At 66.8% G+C, this 14,318-nt stretch carries 14 protein-coding genes; 5 read left to right on the top strand and 9 right to left on the bottom strand.

From position 1 onward, the window contains the following. Nucleotide 1: 1 nt before the first annotated feature. Nucleotides 2-880: a LysR substrate-binding domain-containing protein gene (locus ACSQ19_RS06960; protein ID WP_093489116.1), complete on the bottom strand. Its 879-nt coding sequence runs from the start codon at nt 878-880 to the stop codon at nt 2-4. A gap of 109 nt (nt 881-989) precedes the next feature. On the opposite strand from ACSQ19_RS06960, the gene ACSQ19_RS06955 reads away from it, so the two are divergent. After that, nucleotides 990-1,214, top strand: coding sequence for a hypothetical protein (locus ACSQ19_RS06955; RefSeq protein WP_436000866.1), 225 nt, complete (start codon nt 990-992; stop codon nt 1,212-1,214). 214 nt (nt 1,215-1,428) lie between these two features. On the opposite strand, the gene ACSQ19_RS06950 is transcribed toward ACSQ19_RS06955, so the two are convergent. The 4 genes from ACSQ19_RS06950 to queF form a co-directional block, all read right to left on the bottom strand. Next, nucleotides 1,429-3,660, bottom strand: a complete 2,232-nt coding sequence (locus tag ACSQ19_RS06950; RefSeq protein WP_436000864.1) for an NADP-dependent isocitrate dehydrogenase — start codon at nt 3,658-3,660, stop codon at nt 1,429-1,431. A gap of 243 nt (nt 3,661-3,903) precedes the next feature. After that, on the bottom strand, nt 3,904-4,386 hold the full coding sequence (locus tag ACSQ19_RS06945) for a hypothetical protein (RefSeq protein ID WP_436000861.1): 483 nt from the start codon (nt 4,384-4,386) through the stop codon (nt 3,904-3,906). 34 nt (nt 4,387-4,420) lie between these two features. Then, nucleotides 4,421-4,726: a LysM peptidoglycan-binding domain-containing protein gene (locus tag ACSQ19_RS06940; protein WP_436000859.1), complete on the bottom strand. Its 306-nt coding sequence runs from the start codon at nt 4,724-4,726 to the stop codon at nt 4,421-4,423. Nucleotides 4,727-4,834: 108 nt separating this feature from the next. Beyond that, the gene (queF, locus tag ACSQ19_RS06935) at nt 4,835-5,653 is read right to left on the bottom strand and encodes an NADPH-dependent 7-cyano-7-deazaguanine reductase QueF (protein ID WP_436000857.1); all 819 of its coding nucleotides are present in this window, start codon (nt 5,651-5,653) and stop codon (nt 4,835-4,837) included. Nucleotides 5,654-5,723: 70 nt separating this feature from the next. On the opposite strand from queF, the gene ACSQ19_RS06930 reads away from it, so the two are divergent. The 4 genes from ACSQ19_RS06930 to ACSQ19_RS06915 all read left to right on the top strand — a co-directional run bounded on the left by ACSQ19_RS06930 (nt 5,724) and on the right by ACSQ19_RS06915 (nt 9,825). Further along, nucleotides 5,724-6,146, top strand: a complete 423-nt coding sequence (locus tag ACSQ19_RS06930) for a protease inhibitor I42 family protein (protein WP_436000855.1) — start codon at nt 5,724-5,726, stop codon at nt 6,144-6,146. Nucleotides 6,147-6,285: 139 nt separating this feature from the next. Next, nucleotides 6,286-7,530 (top strand): lytic murein transglycosylase, encoded by a 1,245-nt coding sequence (locus tag ACSQ19_RS06925; protein WP_436001125.1) that lies wholly within the window; start codon nt 6,286-6,288, stop codon nt 7,528-7,530. Continuing rightward, nucleotides 7,527-8,393 (top strand): D-hexose-6-phosphate mutarotase, encoded by an 867-nt coding sequence (locus tag ACSQ19_RS06920; RefSeq protein WP_436000853.1) that lies wholly within the window; start codon nt 7,527-7,529, stop codon nt 8,391-8,393. Before ACSQ19_RS06925 ends, ACSQ19_RS06920 begins: the two co-directional genes overlap by 4 nt. Nucleotides 8,394-8,577: 184 nt before the next feature. Then, nucleotides 8,578-9,825, top strand: coding sequence for a TCR/Tet family MFS transporter (locus ACSQ19_RS06915; protein WP_436000851.1), 1,248 nt, complete (start codon nt 8,578-8,580; stop codon nt 9,823-9,825). A gap of 51 nt (nt 9,826-9,876) precedes the next feature. Here the strand turns inward: ACSQ19_RS06915 and ACSQ19_RS06910 are convergent, their stop codons facing one another. From ACSQ19_RS06910 to ACSQ19_RS06895, 4 genes are all read right to left on the bottom strand, one after another. After that, complete coding sequence (locus ACSQ19_RS06910; protein WP_093489131.1) at nt 9,877-10,335, bottom strand: PepSY domain-containing protein; 459 nt, start codon at nt 10,333-10,335, stop codon at nt 9,877-9,879. 128 nt (nt 10,336-10,463) lie between these two features. Continuing rightward, a complete protein-coding gene (locus tag ACSQ19_RS06905) occupies nt 10,464-11,639 on the bottom strand; it encodes a benzoate/H(+) symporter BenE family transporter (protein WP_436000848.1) in 1,176 nt (391 codons plus the stop codon). A 137-nt stretch (nt 11,640-11,776) separates the two neighbouring features. After that, nucleotides 11,777-12,664 (bottom strand): methylglyoxal synthase, encoded by an 888-nt coding sequence (locus ACSQ19_RS06900; protein ID WP_436000846.1) that lies wholly within the window; start codon nt 12,662-12,664, stop codon nt 11,777-11,779. Between the two features lie 122 nt (nt 12,665-12,786). Beyond that, nucleotides 12,787-14,232 (bottom strand): FAD-dependent oxidoreductase, encoded by a 1,446-nt coding sequence (locus tag ACSQ19_RS06895; protein ID WP_296278750.1) that lies wholly within the window; start codon nt 14,230-14,232, stop codon nt 12,787-12,789. Nucleotides 14,233-14,318: the final 86 nt, after the last annotated feature.

Here is a 14,318-nt window from a genome sequence, read left to right as displayed (position 1 = left end):
GTCATCGCTCCACTGCGATGCCGGCCTGCTCCAGCAGCCAGCTGCGCACCTTGCGGAAACCGGGGTGCGCCAGGCTGCGTTCCGGATACACCAGGTAGTGGGCGAAGTCGGCCTGCAGCCGTTTCTTCGTCAGCGTCACCAGCCGTCCGGCCTTCACCAGCGGCTCGGCCAGCGTCCAGCGCGCCAGTGCCACGCCCACGCCTTGCGCCGCCGCCTGGTGCAGTGTCTCGGTGTCGTCGAACTGCGCGACATAGCGCGCCGGCGGCTGCCCGCCGAAATGCTCGAACCAGTCTTTCCATCGATTGGCCGGATCGCCCAGCAACGGCAACTTCGCCATCTGGTCCGGTGCCGGCCGGCCGTGCTGTTTCAGCAAGGCGGGGCTGGCGACCGGGGTGATCCATTCGTGGAAGAGGAACTCCGCGTGCACGTTCGGCCAGCGTCCACCGCCGAGCCGCAGCGCCAGGTCCACCGGCTCGCGCTCGAAATCCACCACGTGCGTGCTCGATTGCAGATTGAGGCCGAGCTCCGGATGCTGGGCCAGGAACGCCGGCAGGCGCGGCACCAGCCAGGCCGTGGCCATCGAAGGGATCAGGCTCAGCGTCACCGTGTGGTCGTTGCGCAACGTGGCGCGCCGCAGCGCATGCTCGATGGTGTCCAGCGGCCCGGAGATGGCATCGAAGAGGCGTTGGCCTTCCGGCGTCATCTCCACGCCGCGAGGTCCGCGCGCCAGCAGCTTGTGGCCGAGCCGCTGCTCCAGCAGCCGCATGCGATGGCTCAACGCGCTGACGGTCAGGTGCATGGCCTCGGCGGCGCGGGTGAGGTTGCGCAGGCGCGCGGCCGTGACGAAGGCGTCCACCTGATCCAGCGGCAGTCGGCTCATCTTGAATCCACCTCAAGGCTGGCTTGCGGAGCTTTCGCTTTTTCGGGGCCGATCATGCGCCTACCTTGGGAGTCCTTCAAGCCGGACACCGGCGCCACGGAGCAGTCCCATGCAAACCGGAATCAGGAAGCAGTGGTGGCAGCAGCTGGGTGGAATGAGCCAGGGAATGCTGTTCCTGCAGGGTCACATCGCCCACACCGACAGCCCGCCGCCCGAACCCGCCCACCGGCACCATGTCCACGATGCGCCTGGCCAGGCCCGGCATCGCGAAGCGATCCAGCGGCTCAGCGCCCGCCGGCTGCGTGCTATGACCTCGTTGTCGCTGTTCCGGTGAGCGCCCGCCAGCGTGGGAGCGACGTCAGTCGCGATGAACCGCCGCGATGGCCCATCGCGACTGACGTCGCTCCCACGAATTATGGCGGGCCGGGTGGAAGCCCTTCACGTAAATCGAAGCTTCGCGCGCGGACGGCTGGCGAGCCTGTGTCCGCATGAAACACAACGCCCGGCACAGGGCCGGGCGTTGGATGCGGCGGAGAAAGCGATAGACCTCAGGCCGACAGCGTCGCCAGTGCGTCGTTGAAGGTCTTGCTGGGACGCATCGCGGCGGCGGTCTTGGCGATGTCGGGGTGGTAGTAGCCCCCGATATCGAGCGCCTTGCCCTGCGCGCCGTTCAACTCGCCGAGAATCGTGGCTTCGTTGTCGGCCAGGGCCTTCGCCAGCGGCGCGAACTTCGCCTTCAGTTCGGCATTCTCGTCCTGCGCGGCCAGCGCCTGCGCCCAGTACAGGGCCAGGTAGAAGTGGCTGCCGCGGTTGTCGAGCTCACCGACCTTGCGCGCGGGCGAGCGGTTCTCATCGAGGATGCGGCCGTTGGCGACGTCCAGCGCGTTGGCCAGCACCTTGGCGGGCGTGTTGAGGTAACGCTGGCCCAGATGCTCCAGCGATGCGGCCAGCGCGAGGAATTCGCCCAGCGAATCCCAGCGCAGGTAGTCCTCTTCCAGGAACTGCTGCACGTGCTTCGGCGCGGAGCCGCCAGCGCCGGTCTCGAACAGGCCGCCACCGGCCATCAGCGGGACGATCGACAGCATCTTCGCGCTGGTGCCCAGCTCCATGATCGGGAACAGGTCGGTCAGGTAGTCGCGCAGCACGTTGCCGGTCACCGAGATGGTGTCCTCGCCCTTGCGGATGCGTTCCAGCGACACCTTCATCGCCTCGACCGGCGGCAGGATGCGGATATCGAGCGCGTCGGTGGTGTAGTCCTTGAGGTACTGCTCGACCTTGGCGATCACCTGCGCATCGTGCGCACGGTCCTTGTCCAGCCAGAAGATCGCCGGCGTCTTGCTCAGGCGCGCGCGGCCGACGGCCAGCTTCACCCAGTCCTGGATCGGCGCGTCCTTGGTCTGGCACATGCGCCAGATGTCGCCGGCCTCGACCTTCATCTCGAACACGACCCGGCCGGCGTCGTCGGTGACGCGCACGCTGCCGTCGGCGGGAATCTGGAAGGTCTTGTCGTGGCTGCCGTATTCCTCGGCCTTCTGCGCCATCAGGCCGACGTTGGGCACGCTGCCCATCGTGGCGGGATCGAAGGCGCCATGCTTGCGGCAGTCGTCGAGCACCGCCTGGTAGATGCCCGCATAGCAGCGGTCCGGGATGACGGCCTTGGTGTCCTGCAGCTTGCCTTCGGCGTTCCACATCTTGCCGGAATCGCGGATCATCGCCGGCATCGACGCGTCGACGATCACGTCGCTCGGCACGTGCAGGTTGGTGATGCCCTTGTCGGAATTCACCATCGCCAGCGCGGCGCCATCGGCGTAGACGGCCTGCAGGTCGGCCTTGATCGCGTCCTGCTGGTCGGCCGGCAGTGCGCCGAGGCGCGCGTACAGGTCGCCGATGCCGTTGTTGGCGTCGAAGCCGATCTGATCGAGCACCGCAGCGTGCTTGGCCAGCGCGGCCTTGTAGAACTCGTTGACGACCACGCCGAACATGATCGGGTCGGAGACCTTCATCATCGTGGCCTTCAGGTGCAGCGAGAACAGCACGCCCTGGGCCTTGGCGTCGGCGATCTCGGCAGCGACGAACGCGGCCAGCGCCTTGCGGCTCATCGAGGCGGCGTCGACGATCTCGCCGGCCTTCACCTTCACCTTGTCCTTCAGCACGGTGACCGTGCCGTCGGCGGCGACCAGTTCGATCTTCAGCGCGCCGTCGTTGGCCAGCGTGGCCGACTGTTCGCTACCGAAGAAATCGCCGGCCGCCATGTGGGCGACGTGCGATTTGGAATCCGCGCTCCACGCGCCCATGCGGTGCGGGTGCTTGCGGGCATAGTTCTTCACCGACAGCGGCGCGCGACGGTCCGAGTTGCCTTCGCGCAGCACCGGGTTCACCGCGCTGCCCTTGACCTTGTCGTAGCGGGCCTTGGCGTCCTTTTCCTTCTCGTCCTTCGGCTCGTCCGGGTAGTCCGGCAGCGGGTAGCCCTGGGCCTGCAGCTCCTTGATGGCGGCCTTCAGCTGCGGCACCGATGCGCTGATGTTGGGCAACTTGATGATGTTGGCTTCGGGCTGCGTCGCCAGCTGGCCCAGCTCGGCCAGGTCGTCGCTGATCTTCTGCGCGTCGGCCAGGTACTCGGGGAACTGCGACAGGATGCGGCCCGCCAGCGAGATGTCGCGGGTTTCCACGGCGATGCCGGCGGGGGCGGTGAACGCCTCGACGATCGGCAGCAGCGACTGGGTGGCGAGGAACGGGGCTTCGTCGGTGAGGGTGTAGATGATGCGGGGCGTATCCGACATGGGGATCAGGACTCTCGACAAGGGGCGATGGGGAAGTCAGCGCGCCATTGTCGCGTGTCGCCGCACGCAGGGCAAAACGAGGGGGTATGGATGGTGCCCAAGCGTCCAGGGACACCCTTCAGTGCCGGGGAAGGTTGCCGTAGGAACCGTCCGCCACCGGGGCGCCGCGCAAAAAAAGCGGGCGTGGATCGCTCCACGCCCGAGCTTGCCCCACACACGTGGGAGAGAGACTTGCCTTGCGGGTTACTTGACTTCGATTTCCTGCGTCATGCCGACCGGCTGACCATTGAGGGTCACGTCGACCTTGTACTTGCCGGCGGGCCAATCGGTGGCCTTGGTGAATTCGATGTTGGTGGTGCCTGCGTCCTCGGCCTTGACGGTCGTGGATTGCTTGGCGGCCTCCTGACCGTCCTGGAAGGTCAGCTTCGCCTCGATGGTGGCATCAGCAGGAGTGGTGGCATCCGTCTTCACCGACACGATGATCTTGTCCTTGACGCCGAACATGCCGACAGCGGCAACGGACTTGTCGGCGGCGGCAGTGTTGCCCACGGTGACTGTCGTGGCGCTGACGGGAGCGGGCGCCGGCATCGGCTCCGCAGGTGCGGGGGCCGGCTCCACCGCGGCGGGCGGGGTGACGACGGGTTCTTCCTTTTTCTTGCAGCCGACCAAGGCGACGGTACCGACCAGCGCGGCGGCCAAAGCGTAAGAGATGCGGTTCTGCTTCATGGGTTCAATCCTTGTGGATGAAGTGGAGTGGCGATCAGGCGTCGGCGGGCTTCGGAGGAAGCTTGATGACCTGCCCGGGGAAGATGCGGTCGGGATCATCGATCGTGTCGCGGTTAGCTTCGAAGATCTGCTTCCACGCATTGGCGCTACCGAAATGCTCCTTCGCGATCTTGGAGAGCGTGTCGCCCTTCTCGATCGTGTAGGTCTGCTCGCCTACAATCTCTTCGGTACTGTCAACGCGCGCCGTAACGTCCGAGAAATCTGCTTTCTCGACAATCTGCTCGGTCGAAACGACCTTGGCGCTGACGTCAGAGAAGTCAGCCTTCTTTTCTGTGCTCATTGCAACCACCCTTCTTGGCGGGCTGTGGGATGAGCAGAGCGTTGCACGTGCCTTGTTAAGAATCCATAGCGCGTGCGTGAAATCGCTTCTATTGTTAGCTGAGTGACGTTACTGCCGTTGATCGCGCTTCATGAGCGGGACATTCATGTCGGCGGTGGCGCGCCAAGGATTGATATCCAAGCCACCGCGACGGGTGTAGCGCGCTTCGACGGACAGCGACGACGGCCGGCAGTGCGCCAGCAGATCGTGAAAAATCCGTTCGACGCACTGCTCATGGAACTCCGCGTGGTCGCGGAAGCTCACCAGGTAGCGCAGCAGTTCGATCCGATCGATGCGCGGGCCGGCATAGCGGATCACGACCGTCGCCCAGTCGGGCTGGCCGGTGACGGGACAATTCGACTTCAGCAGTTCCGACGAAAGGAGTTCCTTGACCTTGGCTTCCGGATCGGCGGCGAGGAATTCGGCGCGCGGTGGTCCGTAGTGGTCGATCTCCACGTCCAGCCCGTCGAGCGATTCGCCTTCGGGCATCTCGGCCATCGGCGGCAGCCCGAGCACCACGCCCACGTCCGCGCCGGCGCGCGCCGACAGGTCGGTGGCAATGCGCTCGAGCACCGCGGCATCGCTGTTGAAGCGCGTGCTGTTGAGCGAGTTGAGATAGAGCTTGAGCGATTTGGATTCGATCAGGCACGGCGACGTGCACGGCACGGTCAGCGTGGCGGTCGCCACGCGCGGTTTGCCCCGGGCATCCAGCCAGCTCAACTCGTACGCATGCCAGCGGTCGTGACCGACGAACGGCAAGGCATCGGCGGCGATGCCGATCTCGTCGCGCGCGCCCTGGCGCGGGATCGGGAAGAGGAGGGTTGGGTCGTACTGCGTCGGGTACGCGACCTCGCGGCCCAACGAGGAATCCTGGGGAGTGTTGTTCATGCTGGCCATTCTACGGACGGGCCCTAAAGCCGGGGTGTATAACGACGGCCTCTCCCCGAGGAGGTTCCCCATGCGATCACTGCTGCTGCCCGGCCTGTGCGTGATGCTTGCCGCCTGCGCCATCGGGACTGCCAGCGATGACGGGCCGCGTCCCACCCCGCCTGCGGACGATGGCCTGGTCCGTCCGCAAGGCGAGGGCGCCGTCGTGATGCAGGTAGGCCAAGTGCTGGAGATTGCGCTGATGTCGAACGCGAGCACGGGGTACGCGTGGGAATTCACGTCCGACGGCGCGCCGGTGCTGTCGCGCACCACCGGTCCGGCCACGCCGCCGCCGATGGACACGCAGCCGCCCATGCCGGGTGCGTCCTCGATCGCGCGCTGGTGGTTCCGTGCGGACAAGGCAGGCGAGACCACGGTGCGGATGGTGTACCGGCGGTCGTGGGAGACCGTGCCGCCGGTGGAAGTGGTGGAACATCGGGTGATCGTGCGCTGATTCGTTGTTTCGGTCCTTGGTCTCCGCGCCGGCCCTGCGCGGCTTGGCTTCGATCTTTCCGCAAGGCAAAGTGACCGCTCCCCCGAAGGCCAGGGAGGCCGTCATGACTTCACCTGCATCCTTTCTCTGGTTGGCGCTGCTGGCGGCACTGCCGGCAGCAGCGCAGAACGCACCTGCCGCGTCCGCCCCCGGCGTGCCGCCGGTCGCCGTTCCCGTGGTCGACCCGGTCTTCGCCGCCTGCATGACCACGTTGCGCGGCGTCGCCGAGAAGCAGGGCATAGCGACGGCCACGTTCGACACGTACGCGAAGGATCTGGCCGCCGACATGAGCGTGTTGGACCTGCTGGATGCACAGCCGGAGTTCACCACGCCACTGTGGGATTACCTGGCGGCGCTGGTCGACGACCAGCGCGTGGCGGACGGGCGGGCAATGCTGGTGACGCATGCGGACCTGCTGGGTCGTGTCTCGCAGGCGTATGGCGTGGATCCCGCCACCGTGGTCGCGGTATGGGGCGTGGAGAGCGACTATGGGCGCGTGTTCGGGAAGCGACCGCTGCTGGTGTCGTTGTCCACGCTCTCGTGCTTCGGTCGCAGGCAGGCGTTCTTCCGGGGCGAATTCCTGACCACGTTGAAGCTGCTGCAGTCCGGCGACGTACGGGTGGAAGGATTGACTGGCTCGTGGGCCGGCGCGTTCGGGCACACGCAGTTCATGCCGAGCACTTACGAACGCATCGCCGTCGATTTCGATGGCGACGGTCGCCGCAACCTGATCGACAGCATTCCCGACGCGCTGGCATCGACCGCGAACTACCTGGTGAAGTTGGGTTGGCGCATCGGTGAGTCGTGGGGCCATGAGGTGACGCTGCCTGCCGGTTTCGACCTCGCGCAGGCAGGGCGCACGAACCGCAAGCCCCTGGCCGCGTGGGTCACGCAGGGCATCTCGCGCGTCGACGGACAGCCGTTGCCCGCCGATGATCGCAACGCGGCCATTCTGGTACCCACGGGCATCAATGGTCCCGCCTTCGTCGTGTTCAAGAACTACGACGCCATCTATTCCTATAACGCGGCCGAAAGCTATGCACTGGCCATCGCGCTGTTGGCCGATCGCCTGCGTGGCGGCACGGGACTGGTGACGCCCTGGCCGACGGACGATCCCGGCCTGGGTCGTCCGCAGCGCCGCGAACTGCAGACGCTGCTGCTCGCGCGAGGCCACGCGATCGGCACGGCAGACGGCATGATCGGCACGCAGACGCGGCGCGCGATCGTAGTCGAACAGCAGCGCCTGGGCCTGCAGCCCGCGGACGGCCGGGCCGGTGCGAAAGTACTCGCCGCGCTGAAGGCGGAAGGGCCGCCCGTCGCGCCACCGGAGCCGCGAAAGCCGTGAGTGCATTACCCGAAGGCGTGACCCAGGAACGCTGGCAGGACATCGACGTGCTGCGGGTGGAAACCCCGATGTCCCTTGCTCGCGTCAGTCTGCACGGCGGGCAGGTGCTGTCGTTCGCACCGACGGGATTCGACGACCTGCTCTGGGTGTCGCCGGCCACGGCCTTGCCGCCGAATTCGATCCGCGGCGGCGTGCCGGTGTGCTGGCCCTACTTCGGCCGGCAGGGACAACCCGACGATGCACCCCAGCACGGTCATGCACGCGTATCGCGCTGGCCGCTGACGGACGTGCGGCGCGAAGCCGATGGCAGCGTGGTGCTCAAGCTCGCGTTGCCGCTGCGGGATGGCGTGCCGCTCGAACTGATCCAGACTGTGCACGTCGGCCGCGACCTCCGGCAGAGCCTGGACACGCTCCATCGCGGTGAGGCGCCGGTCGTGCTGACCCAGGCGCTCCACACGTATTTCCGCGTGGCCGACGCGGCACAGGTGCGCGTCACGGGCCTCGATGGCCTGCGCTATGCGGACAAGTACGCCGGCGGCACGCACGTGCAAGCCGGCGACTGGACGCTGCACGACCCGCGCGACCCGGGCCGCAGCGACCGGATCTATACCGGCACCGGCCATCGATTCGACCTCATCGATCCCGCCGGCCGCCGCCGCATCCGACTGGACACCTTCGGCAGTCGTTCGCTGGTGGTCTGGAACCCGGGCGACGCCGGTGCGGCCACCATCGCGGACATGCCCGGCGACGGCTGGCGGACCTTCGTCTGCCTGGAAGCCGCGAATGCCGCCGAAGACGCGATCGAACTGGAACCCGGCCAGCGCCATCGGCTGAGCCACGTGATCTCCGCAGCACCGTTGTAGGAGCGACGTCAGTCGCGACCCCACGTCCTACGCCGTCACGTCCTTCTTGGTCAGCGCGGTTTCTCGGACTCGACGGCTTTTTTGCGACGTGCGGGCTTTGCCGTCGCGACTGACGTCGCTCCCACAGGGGGACCACAAGGCGCGACATGCCCTACACTTGCGCACCTTTTCGCCGGTCCGCTCCGTGAACGCCGAAGCTCCCGCACACGCCGGCCGCCGCGCCGCTCTGATCTTCATCTTCGTCACGGTGCTGATCGACATCCTGTCGTTCGGCGTGATCATCCCGGTGTTGCCGGATCTGGTGAAGCAGTTCACCGGTGGGGATGCGGCGCGCGCTGCGATCTGGGTGGGTATCTTCGGCACGGTGTTCTATGCCATCCAGTTCATCAGCTCGCCGGTGCAGGGCGCGTTGTCCGACCGATTCGGACGCCGGCCGGTGATCCTTCTCTCGTGCCTGGGCCTGGGTGCCGACTTCGTATTGATGGCGGTCGCCGGCACCCTGCCGCTGCTCCTGCTGGCGCGAGTCTTCTCGGGTGTGTTCTCGGCGAGCTTCACGACGGCGAATGCTTACATCGCCGACGTCACCCCGCCGGAGCGGCGCGCACAGGCCTTCGGCATGATCGGCGCGGCGTTCGGCGTAGGGTTCGTCATCGGTCCCCTGATCGGTGGTGCGCTGGGGGACATCGATCTGCGTCTTCCGTTCTGGTTCTCCGCAGGGTTGGCGATGTTGAACTTCCTCTACGGTTGGTTCGTGCTTCCCGAATCGCTTGCGCCGGAAAAGCGGACCAGCCGCATCGATTGGAAGCACGCGAACCCCTTCGGTTCGTTGGTATTGCTCAAGCGCTATCCGCAGGTGCTCGGCCTGGTCGCCGTCGTCTTCATCGCGAACCTCGCTCACTTCGTCTATCCCAGCGTATTCGTGTTGTTCGCCGGCTACCGCTTCCAATGGGGTCCGAAGGAGGTCGGCTGGGTGTTGGCAGCGGTGGGCATCCTGAGCGTCATCGTGAACGCCATGCTGATCGGTCGCGTGGTGAAAAGACTCGGCGAGCGCAGGACACTATTGCTTGGCCTGGCATGTGGTGCGCTCGGTTTCGTCGTTTACGGGTGGGCACCAGTCGGTACCGCCTTCCTGCTCGGATTGCCCATCAGTGCGCTATGGGCGCTGGCCACGCCCGCGACACAGTCGTTGATCACGCGTGAAGTGGATGAGCGCGAGCAGGGGCGCATGCAGGGCGCGTTGATGAGTCTCGCAAGCCTGGCGGGCGTCATCGGCCCGATGATGTTCGCGGGGACGTTCGCGCTGTTCATCGGAAAATCCGCGCCCGCCCATGTCCCCGGCGCCCCGTGGTTTCTTGCTGCGATCCTGCTGTTCTGCGGCATGCTGGTGGGATGGCGATTTGCGCGTCCCAAGCCGCAGGCGCCGATGACATGAAAGAAGGCCGCCCTGGGGCGGCCTTCTTCGTTGCGCGACAAGCGCGCTGGATCAATCGTTCTCCACGTGGATGATTTCGCCGGTGTTGGCGGCCAGGTGGATCTCGACGTCATTGCCGTCGGCGCGCTCGGCCTCGGCCTTCCAGACGCCGTCGTCGAAGTCCACGTCGTGCACCTTGGAATAGCCGGCGGCGGCGAGCTTCGCCTTGACATCGTTCTCGCTGAGGTTGGACACCAGCTTCTCGGCCACGATGTCGCCGCTGGCCGGATTGATGCGCACGTCGACGCGGTCGCCGTTGGCGCTGGTCGCATCGGTTTCCCACTGGCCGTCCTCGAAATCGAGATCGTCGATGTTCGTGTAGCCCTTCTCGGTGAGCAGCGCGCGCACCTGCGGCTCCTTCAGCGCGTCCTTGCCTGCGGTCGGCGCTGGCGCCTGAGCGAACGCGGCGCCCGACAGTGCGGCAAGCGCGGCGAGCGTCAACAGGCGATGGCGGTAACGGATGGTCTGCATGGAAATCTCCTATGGGATGGCGTGGACCGAATCCTGCCCACGCCCGCATCACCCCCAGGTGAATCCGTGCCGTTGAAAATGAACACTCCACGCCGCTTTCACCCGCATGAGCGGAACGCGAACGAGGCTCAGGTGCGGCGCAATACCAGCAGCGTCACCACGCCCGCGACCAGGCCCCAGAACGCGGAACCGATGCCCGCGAGCGACAAGCCCGATGCCGTCACGAGGAAGGTCACCAGCGCGGGCTCGCGCTCCGCTTCCTCGCGCAATGCGGCGGCCAGGCTGTTGCCGATGGTGCCCAGCAATGCGATGCCGGCGATGGCGAGGATCAGTTCCTTCGGAAAGGCGGCGAAGAGCGCCGCCACCGTCGCGCCGAACAGACCTACGAGCACGTAGAACACGCCGGCCGCGATGGCCGCGACGTAACGACGCGCGGCATCTTCGTGCGCTTCGCGGCCCATGCAGATCGCCGCCGTGATCGCCGCCAGGTTGAGCGCGAACGCACCGAACGGCGCCAGCACCAGGTTGACCACGCCGGTCCAACCGACGACAGGCGAAATCGGAATCGGATATCCAGATGCGCGGATCACCGCCACGCCGGGGACGTTCTGCGAGGCCATCGTCACGATGAACAAGGGCAAGGCGATACCGACGACCGCCGCGAACGAGAACGTCGGCGTGGTGAAGATCGGCTTCGCCAGTTGCAACGACAGACCGTCGATGCGCAGCAAGCCGAGCGCGCCGGCGATAGAGATGCCGACCAGCAACGTCAGGATCACCGCGTAGCGGGGCAGCAGACGGCGGGCGAGCAGGTAGGCCGCGAACATCGTCAGCACCATGCCCAGTTGCGTCTTCATGGACGCGAACGCGTCGATGCCGAAGCGCAGCAGCACGCCGGCCAGCATGCCGGACGCCAGCGATACCGGGATGCGGCTGATCATCCGTTCGAAGAAGCCCGAGAATCCGCACACGGCGATCAGCAACGCCGACAGCAGGAACGCGCCGATCGCATCCGACAGCGGCAGCCCGGCGACGCTGCTGATCAGCATGGCCGCGCCGGGCGTGGACCACGCCGTCACCACCGGCATCCGGTAACGCAACGACAGGCCGATGCACGTCAGGCCCATGCCCAGGCCGAGCGCCCACATCCACGACGAGATTTCTTCCGGCGAGGCGCCCAGCGACTGCGCCGCCTGGAACACGATCACGGCCGAACTCGCGAAGCCGACCAGCACGGTGACGAAGCCGGCCGCGATGGCGGACAGCGAGAGATCCTTCAGCAGGTGGCGGGAGGGAGATTCCATGGAGCGGTTACTCATGTGGGAGCGACGTGAGTCGCGAACGCTTTTTCAGCGAACTCCGATGGGCATTTTCAGCCAACTCCGATGGGCATTTCACGGTGCAAAAAGGATGGCGACGATCCGCCGCGCGCTTTCGCGACTTACGTCGCTACCACAACAGCCGACTGCCGCTTTCCGACGGCCTCGCACCATCGCTTCGCCACGGCCAGCGACGTGGTGCACACCGCCTCGTCGGTCACCGTGGTCACGGCGCGCTCCAGCAACTGGATGTCGGCTTCGTGCTGGCGCGCCACGTGCGGATCCTCGAAGAAGATCACGCGTTGGCAGCGATGCTCCAGAACGCGGTCGGCGATCTGCGCGTCGCCGCCAAGCGGGCCGCTCTGGAAGCGTTCCACCCAGGGCACGTCCTGCGGCCAGCCGCGGCTCCACGCCAGTTCGTTGAGGCGCAGGCCGGTGGTCCCGGTCGCCATGCGGTGCGCGAAGCGGGACAGCACGTCGAAGTGCGCGTCGGCGAACGCGAGCATCTGCGGCTTCATCGCATCGTGTGCGATCAGTGCCAGCGTCTGCGATTCCAGCGCATGGAAACGATCGGCGCCGCGGTCGGGGGCGAAGCCGGCATGGATGCGTTCCATCTCGATCCAGTCGCGCGCCGAGGCGACCGTCGACAGGAACGGCTTGCCGTGGATCACGCACTGGCGCTTCAGCGCCGTGGCTTCGGGGAAGATCGAGGACGGATCGACCGGATCGATGAAGTAGATCGCACCATCGAGGCTGCGTTCGGCGCCTTCCAGCCCGACGACTTCCGCCACCAGCTTCATCAGTCCGCCGTCGCGGCCGTACGGATACCGCTTGAGCCCATCGTAGCCGCGCAGCATGCCGGCGGCGGCGATCGCATCGTGCGTGCGGCCGACCGCATGCAAGGCCAGCTGAAGGTCGCGGATGCCGGGCTCGCAGGCCCGCAGCCAGCGGAACAGCGCCGCATCTTCGGTATGGTGGTGCAGGCGGTTGGCAGCCAGGCCCAGGCGCATGTTCGATCAGATGGACAATGGAGCCGCGAGTCTAGCGTAGGGCGGGCTCAAGCCCGCCATGGGGATCGCCCCGAATGACGATGCCGTGCGCGGCTTCGCGACAAGGTGGGCTTGAGCCCACCCTACGCCAGCAGCAACGTCGCGATGCTGCCCGCCGCATCGCGTCCCTCGGCGACCGCGGTGACCACCAGGTCGGCGCCACGCACGGCGTCGCCGCCGGCGAACAGCTTCGGGTGCGTGGTCTGGAACGGCAGGCGATCGCCGCCGCCGGCGACGATGCGTCCGTTCGGTGTGCCTTCCACGCCGACGTCGGCTAACCACGCCGGCACGGTCGGCGAGAAACCGAACGCGATGATCACCACGTCCGCTTCCAGCACCGATTCGCTGCCTTCGACCGGCACCGCGTTCTGGCGGCCGCGTTCGTCGGGCTCGCCGAGCTTCGTTTCGACCACCTGCACGCCGGCCACCGTGCCGTCGTCGCCGGCCACGATGCCGAGCGGCTGGCGATTGAACAGGAAGCGCACGCCTTCCTCGCGGGCGTTGGCGACTTCACGGGCGGAGCCGGGCATGTTGGCCTCGTCGCGGCGGTAGGCGCAGGTCACCTTCGCCGCACCCAGGCGGATCGCGCTGCGCACGCAGTCCATGCCGGTATCGCCGCCGCCGAGCACGACCACGCGCTTGCCCTGCAGGTCCGGCAGCTGCAGCTTGTCCTCCCAACCGGCGATCGCGCGGCCCCAGGGATCGTTGCCGCTCACGATGCGGCCGTTCTGCACCAGGAAGGGCAGGGCCGGCAGCACGCCGTCCAGGTCCTGGCCGGGCAGGCCGCCGTCGGTATAGCGGTAGGCGCCGGTGCCGAGGAAGACCGCGTCGTACTCTTCCAGCAGCTGCGCGAGCGTCAGGTCGCGGCCGATCTCCACGCCCAGGCGGAATTCCACGCCCATGCCTTCCAGCACCTCGCGGCGCTGCGCGATGACGCTCTTGTCGAGCTTGAAGCTGGGGATGCCGAACTGCAGCAGGCCGCCGATCTGTTCGTAACGGTCGTAGACCACGGCCTGGATGCCGGCGCGCGCCAGGCGGTCGGCGCAGCCCAGGCCCGCCGGTCCCGCACCGATGACCGCGACGCGCTTGCCAGTCGGCTGCACGTCGCTCAGGTCCGGCCGCCAGCCATTGGCCAGCGCGGTGTCGACGATGTACTTCTCCACCGCGCCGATGGTGACCGCGCCGAATTCCTCCAGCGTGCAGCTGCCTTCGCAGAGGCGGTCCTGCGGGCACACGCGGCCGCAGACTTCCGGCAGCGGGTTGGTGGAGTGGCACAGCGCGGCGGCTTCCTCGATGCGGTTCTCCTGCACCAGCTGCAGCCACTGCGGGATCGCGTTGTGCACAGGGCACTTCCAGCTGCAGTAGGGATTGCCACAGTCGAGGCAACGGCCTGCCTGGTACTGCGCTTCCTCCTTGCCGAACTTGCCGTACAGCTCGCCCCAGTCGCCGGACGTGCGCAACTCCAGCGGGATGCGTTGCGGCATCGTCCGCGGCAGGTCGAGGAACTGGAATACCTGCTTCTTGCTCATGAGGACAGTACCTGCTTCCCCTCTCCCTTGATGGGAGAGGGTGGCCGAAGGCCGGGAGAGGGTGAGCCGGAGACCGTTGCGGCGAA

Source organism: Pseudoxanthomonas sp. LjRoot127, from assembly GCF_964253495.1.
Classification (GTDB): Bacteria; Pseudomonadota; Gammaproteobacteria; order Xanthomonadales; family Xanthomonadaceae; genus Pseudoxanthomonas_A.
Note: the sequence above shows the minus strand (reverse complement) of the source record. Positions and strands in the feature narration are given on the sequence as shown.

Excerpts from the sequence above, each read along its gene's own strand:
- queF (WP_436000857.1), bottom strand. The coding sequence starts at position 5,653 with ATGAACAACACTCCCCAGGATTCCTCGTTGGGCCGCGAGGTCGCGTAC.
- ACSQ19_RS06930 (WP_436000855.1), top strand. The coding sequence starts at position 5,724 with ATGCGATCACTGCTGCTGCCCGGCCTGTGCGTGATGCTTGCCGCCTGC.
- ACSQ19_RS06900 (WP_436000846.1), bottom strand. The coding sequence starts at position 12,664 with ATGCGCCTGGGCCTGGCTGCCAACCGCCTGCACCACCATACCGAAGAT.
- ACSQ19_RS06940 (WP_436000859.1), bottom strand. The coding sequence starts at position 4,726 with ATGAGCACAGAAAAGAAGGCTGACTTCTCTGACGTCAGCGCCAAGGTC.
- ACSQ19_RS06910 (WP_093489131.1), bottom strand. The coding sequence starts at position 10,335 with ATGCAGACCATCCGTTACCGCCATCGCCTGTTGACGCTCGCCGCGCTT.
- ACSQ19_RS06895 (WP_296278750.1), bottom strand. The coding sequence starts at position 14,232 with ATGAGCAAGAAGCAGGTATTCCAGTTCCTCGACCTGCCGCGGACGATG.
- ACSQ19_RS06960 (WP_093489116.1), bottom strand. The coding sequence starts at position 880 with ATGAGCCGACTGCCGCTGGATCAGGTGGACGCCTTCGTCACGGCCGCG.
- ACSQ19_RS06905 (WP_436000848.1), bottom strand. The coding sequence starts at position 11,639 with ATGGAATCTCCCTCCCGCCACCTGCTGAAGGATCTCTCGCTGTCCGCC.
- ACSQ19_RS06950 (WP_436000864.1), bottom strand. The coding sequence starts at position 3,660 with ATGTCGGATACGCCCCGCATCATCTACACCCTCACCGACGAAGCCCCG.
- ACSQ19_RS06945 (WP_436000861.1), bottom strand. The coding sequence starts at position 4,386 with ATGAAGCAGAACCGCATCTCTTACGCTTTGGCCGCCGCGCTGGTCGGT.
- ACSQ19_RS06955 (WP_436000866.1), top strand. The coding sequence starts at position 990 with ATGCAAACCGGAATCAGGAAGCAGTGGTGGCAGCAGCTGGGTGGAATG.